Source organism: Streptosporangium sp. NPDC006013, assembly GCF_040614275.1.
In the GTDB taxonomy this organism is placed as follows: Bacteria; Actinomycetota; Actinomycetes; order Streptosporangiales; family Streptosporangiaceae; genus Streptosporangium.
The window spans coordinates 1-5247 of sequence record NZ_JBEXUE010000601.1 but is presented as its reverse complement, the minus strand read 5'-3'; the positions used below and the strand labels follow the sequence as shown (position 1 = coordinate 5247).

The 5247-nt window shown below is 75.5% G+C and carries 2 protein-coding genes; both read right to left on the bottom strand.

Features of this window, described 5'->3' with window-relative positions; genetic code table 11:
* Positions 1-5106: amino acid adenylation domain-containing protein (locus ABZ260_RS45840; protein WP_355630785.1), on the bottom strand; the 5106-nt coding region annotated here is incomplete at its 3' end.
* A partial coding sequence (locus tag ABZ260_RS45835) for a hypothetical protein (RefSeq protein ID WP_355630782.1) occupies positions 5022-5247 on the bottom strand: 226 nt, incomplete at its 5' end. The genes ABZ260_RS45840 and ABZ260_RS45835, both read right to left, overlap by 85 nt.

Here is a 5247-nt window from a genome sequence, read left to right as displayed (position 1 = left end):
CCCTTGTCCTGCACGTGCTCGGCGCGCGGCCCAACTTCGTGAAGGCCGCTCCGGTGGTGCGCGCGCTCGCCGAACTGGGCGTGCGGCAGGGCCGCGGCCCTGGCGTACCGGCGGCCGGGGCCGGTCGGCGGGCAGTTCCAGCGGCTGCAGTCCGGCCAGCCGATCGCGCCAGTGGTCCAGCTCACGGTCCAGCACGTCGCCGGTCAGCTGGGAGCGCTGCCAGGACGCGTAGTCGGCGTACTGCAGCGGGGGTGGCCCGAGCGCCGCCGGCCGGCCCTGCACCCGGGCCTCGTAGAGCTCGGAGAGCTCGCGCGCCATGATCTGCTCGGACCAGGCGTCGGCGACGATGTGGTGCATGACCAGCAGGAACACATGCTTCCGGGCGCCGAGCCTGATCAGGTAGGGCAGCGCGGGCGGCTGCCCGGCCAGGTCGAAGGGTCGCTCGGCGAGCGAGCGGACGAACGTGGTCACCCGTTCGGAGTCCGCTCCGGACAGGTCGATGACCGGCAGCGGAACGGGGGCGGCCGGGTCTGCGATCTGGACCGCGTCGCCGTCCTGCCCGGTCACGTAACGGGTGCGCAGGGCGCCGTGCCGGGCGAACAGTCCGGTCAGCGCGCCGGCCAGGGCCTCGGCGTCCAGCTGCCCGGACAGCCGGAACGCCCAGGTCACGTGATACTGGCCGCCCTGGTCGAGGAGATCGAGGAACCACAGTCGCTGCTGGGCGAAGGAGAGCGGGACCGGTCCGGCCCGCCGTTCCGCGTCCAGCGGGACGATCTCGCCGGTGGCCTGGACGCCGAGCCCGTCGACCCTGGCCGCCAGCGCGGCGGCGGTGCGGTCCTCGAACACGGCGCGGACCGGCAGTGCGACGCCGAACGCGGCCCGCAGCCGGGCCGCGATCCGGATCGCCAGCAGGGAGTGGCCGCCCAGGTCGAAGAAGTCGTCGCCCGTCCCGACCACGTCGAGCCCGAGCACCTCGGCCATCACATCCGTCACGATCTTCTCGGCCGGGGTGCGCGGCGCTGCGGGGACGGCCCGGCCGGCCCGCCGGACACCGTCCGGGTCGGGCAGCGCGGCCCGGTCGATCTTGCCGCTGGAGGTCCGCGGCAGGCGGTCCACGGTGAGGAGCACCGAGGGCAGGTACGGCTCGGGCAGCCGCGCGAGCAGGAACTCGCGGATCTCCCGCTGCTCCGGCGCGTCTCCCCGCGCCACCAGGTAGCCGACCAGCCGGGGCAGGCCGTCGGGTCCCCGCCTGGCCTCGACCACGGCCGCGGCGAGCGCGGGGTGCCGGGACAGCACGGCCTCGACCTCGTCCAGCTCGATCCGGACACCGCGGATCTTGACCTGGCGGTCGGCCCGGCCGAGGAACTCCAGCGCGCCGTCGGTCCTGCGGCGCACCACGTCGCCGGTGCGGTAGGCGCGGGCACCCGGCGGTCCGTACGGGTCGGGTACGAACCGGTCGGCGGTCAGTCCCGGCCTGCCGAGGTAGCCGCGGGCCAGGCCGTCCCCCGCGGCGTGCAGCTCGCCCGGCGTGCCGACCGGGGCGAGCCTGCCGTCCGGCGTGTAGACGACCGTGCGGGTGTTGTCCAGCGGCCTGCCGATCGGCACGATGCCGGGTCCGTCGCCCGGCTCGTACTGCCACGCGGTCACGTCGATCGAGCATTCGGTCGGGCCGTAGGTGTTGACCAGCGCCGTCCCCAGCCGGGTGGACAGGCGGGCGGCGAGCTCGCCGGGCAGCGGCTCGCCGGCCGAGAAGAGCAGGCGGAGCGTGCCGCAGCGTTCCAGGCCCGGCTCGTCGGCGAGCGTCCGCAGGAAGGAGGGGACGCCCTGGAGCACGGTGATCCGGTCCCGGACCAGCGCCTCGACCATGCTCGCCGGGTCGCGCTCGGTCCCGTCCGGCGGGAGCACCACGGTGCCACCGGACACCAGCGGCCCGAGGAACTCCCAGACGGAGGCGTCGAACGTGACCGACGTCTTCTGCAGGAGCCGGTCCGAGGCGCCGAGCCCGTGCTCGTGGACCGTCCACAGCACCCGGTTGCGGATGCCGCGGTGCGGTACGGCCACACCCTTGGGCCGGCCGGTGGAACCGGAGGTGTACATGACGTACGCCAACCCGTCCAGGTCGGTGCCGACCGGCGCGGATTCGCCGGGGCGGGCGTCGATACCGGCCCGCTCGGCGGCCAGGCTCAGCACCGGCGTGCCGTGGCCGCTCGCCGGAGACGGCTCGGCGTCGACGACGACCAGCCGCGCCCGGGAGTCCTGGAGCATCCAGGCCAGCCGGTCGGCCGGGTGGGCGGGGTCGAGCGGGAGGTAGGCCGCTCCGGCGCGCAGCACGCCGAGCAGCGCCACGACCAGCTTCGGTCGCCGGGGCAGGCAGACGCCCACGACGTCGTCACGGCGGATGCCGGCGGCCCGCAGGTGGTGGGCGAGCCGGTTGGCGGCGGCGTCCAGGTCACCGTAGGTGAGCGCGGCTCCGTCACACTCCACCGCGCCCCGGCCGGGGGCCAGGGCCGCCTGGCGGGCGACCAGCTCGGGCAGGCCGAGGTCGGGCCTGCTCCGGACGGGGCCGCCGGCGCCGGCGGTGAGCGCGTGCCGCTCCGCGTCGTCGAGCAGTTCCAGCTCCCCGAGCGCGCCGTCCGGCCGGGCCGCCGCCGACTCCAGCAGGGTCAGGTAGTGGCGGGCGAGCCGGTCGGCGGTGGCCCGGTCGAAGAGCGCGGTCGCGTACTCGATCTCGCCGGTCAGGCCGCCGTCGGCACGCCGGGTCAGCTCCATGGTGAGGTCGAACTTGGCGGTGCGCCACGGCACCGGCTCGGGCGAGACGTCCAGCCCCGGCAGCCGGAACCGCTCCTCGCCCTCCTCCCGGAACGCGAAGAGCAGCTGGAACAGCGGGTGCCTGGACAGGTCGCGGCTCGGTGCCAGTTCCTCCACCAGCCGTTCGAACGGTAGCCCGTCATGCTGGTACGCCTCGGCGACGACGTCCTGGACCCGGCCGAGCAGCGTGCTGAACGACGGGTCTCCGGTGAGGTCGGCGCGCATCACGACGGTGTTGACGAAGAAGCCGATCAGCCCCTCGACCTCGGCGGAGTCGCGGCCGGACATCGGCACGCCGACCGCCAGGTCCCGCCGCCCGGTGTGGCGGGCGAGCAGTGCGTAGAACCCCGCCAGGTAGGTCGTGAACGGGGTGGCTCCGGCCCGCCTGCCGACCTCCTCCAGCACCCCGGCCAGCGTGGGCGGCACGTCGAAGCGGAGGACCGCCCCTCGGTGGTCGCCGATCGGGGGACGGGGCCGGTCGGTGGGCAGTTCGGTCGGCTCCAGACCGGTGAGCCTGCCGCGCCAGTGCGCCAGTGCGCCGTCCAGCGCCTGCCCGGCGAACCGCTCGCGCTGCCAGGCGGCGAAGTCGGCGTACTGCAGATCCGGCTCCGGCAGGTCCCGGCCCAGGTAGGCGTCCGCCAGCTCGGTCGCGAGGATGCCGCTCGACCAGCCGTCGGTGGCGATGTGGTGGGTCACCAGGACCAGCACGTGCTCGTCGTGCTCGCGCGTGCCGGCCCGCACCAGCCGGACTCGCAGGGCGGGACCGCGGGCCAGGTCGATCGGCGTGGCCAGTTCCGCTTCGAGTACTTCGGCCGGGTCCGCGTTCTCGGCGACCGGGCGGAGCCGCGACGGCGGGTCGACGACCTGCGCGGGCTCACCGTCGGAGCCCGCGACGTAGCGGGTGCGGAGGATCTCGTGCCGCTCGGCCACCCGGGTCAGTGCCCGCCCGAGCGCGTCGACGTCGAGCTCTCCGCGCAGCCGCAGCGCGGTCACCACGAGGTACTCCGTCCCGCCCGGGCGCAACTGGTCCAGGACCCACAGGCCGCGCTGCGCGAAGGAGAGCGGCAGCGGACGGGACCTGTCCGCGGGGGTGACGGGCGAGGAGAGGGCGGTCGCCTGCGGCGTCTCCGGCTGCCGCGCCCCGGCGGACGCCCCGAACATCTCCTCCATCTGGGCGCGCACCCGGGCGGCGACGAGGTCCGCGAGGGTGGCCACGGTCGGCGCGGCGAACACGTCCCGCACCGAGACCGGCACCGGGAACCGCTCGCGCAGCCGGGCCACCACCCGGGTGGCGAGCAGTGACTGCCCGCCGAGGTCGAAGAAGCGGTCGTGCCGGCCGACCCGGCCGGCTCCGAGCACCTCGGCCCACACCTCGGCGATCGCCCGCTCCGCCGGGGTGGCGGGCGCGGTGTAGGTCTCCGCGCCGCCCAGCGGGGCCAGGCCGGGCAGCGCCCGGCGGTCGAGCTTGCCGTTGCCGAGCAGCGGCAACTCGGTGAGGGTCCCCCACAGGGTGGGCACCAGGTGACCGGGGAGCCGCTCGGCCAGGTAGGTCCGCAGCTCGGAGAGCGGCACGCCGGGGCCCGCCGGGAGGATGTGGGCGGCCAGCCTCGGGTTGCCCGGGTCGGACCGGTCGGCGACCACCGCGGCGGCGCGGACGGCCGGGTGCTCGGCCAGGACGCCCTCGATCTCACCGGGCTCGACGCGGAAACCGCGAATCTTGATCTGCTGGTCCGCGCGGCCCAGGAAGACCAGGGTGCCGTCGGGTCGCTGCCGGGCCAGGTCGCCGGTCCGGTAGAGGCGCGCTCCGGGCTCGGTCGCGTGCGGATCCGGTACGAAGCGGTCCGCGGTGAGGCGCGGGCTGCCGAGGTAACCCTGGCCGACACCGCGCCCGCCGACGTAGATCTCGCCGGCCACGCCGGGCGGCACCGCGCGCATGGCGTCGTCGAGCAGGCAGACGGTGGCGCCGGGGATCGGCCGGCCGATCGGGACCGGACCCGGCACCGTCTCGCCCGCGGGCACGATGTGCACGCAGCAGGCGACGGCGGTCTCGCTCGGGCCGTAGCTGTTGACGATCCGGGTCGCCGGAGCGTGCGCGGACCACACGGCGAGCTGCTCGCCGCGCAGTTCCTCCCCGCCGATCACCAGGCACCTGGCCGTGCCGGCCAGCACGTCGGCGGGGAGCGTCCCGGCCAGCAGGTCCAGGTGGGTCGGGGTCAGCTTGACGACGCCGTAGGGACCGTCGGCCAGCGCCCGCGCCAGCTGCTCGACGCCGGCCGGCTCCTCGTCCACCAGCCGCACCGGGGCTCCGGCGGCCAGCGTCGGGTAGAGCGAGGTGAGGGCGAGGCCGCCGACTCGATCGACTCGGCGACCAGGTTGACCGCCTTGCCCGTGGTGCCGTCGACGCTCGTCAGGGGCGAGAACAGCGCGTAGTCGATGTTA